The sequence below is a fragment of the Halorubrum sp. Atlit-26R genome, from assembly GCF_003666015.1.
Classification (GTDB): Archaea; Halobacteriota; Halobacteria; order Halobacteriales; family Haloferacaceae; genus Halorubrum.
The window spans coordinates 1-430 of the sequence record NZ_QPLT01000566.1 but is presented as its reverse complement, the minus strand read 5'-3'; the positions used below and the strand labels follow the sequence as shown (position 1 = coordinate 430).

Annotated in this window: 1 protein-coding gene; it reads left to right on the top strand. The window is 67.0% G+C overall.

Annotated elements, in window-relative coordinates:
- Window positions 1–359 (top strand): quinol oxidase (locus DVK07_RS21975; RefSeq protein WP_121598639.1); only part of this gene is annotated, 359 nt, incomplete at its 5' end.
- Between the last annotated feature and the right edge of the window lie 71 nt (window positions 360–430).

Here is a 430-nt window from a genome sequence, read left to right as displayed (position 1 = left end):
TCGCGAACGCCCCCGCCGCCTCGCCGCTGCAGGGCTTCTTCGCGTGGGCCGCCGCGACTCCGTGGCTCCTCGACCTCACGAACATCATGGTTCCGTGGGGTGAGTTCCTCATCGGCCTCGGGCTCATCGTGGGTGCACTCGTCCGGCTCGCCGCCTTCTTCGGCGGCGTCCTGATGGTGTTCTTCTACCTCGGGAACGCCGACTGGGCCCACGGCGTGGTCAACGGTGACCTGTTCGGGCTGATGATGTTCGCCATCGTCGGCACCCTCGCCGCGGGCCGCATCCTCGGCCTCGACGCCATCATCGAGAAGATGGAGTTCGTCCGCCAGCGCCCCGCGCTCAAGTACCTCCTCGGCTGAGGGGGTACTCGGGGGGGCAGAAAGGGAGTTGCCGTGGGGACGACGACACGCTGACGCTGTTTTGTTTTTCG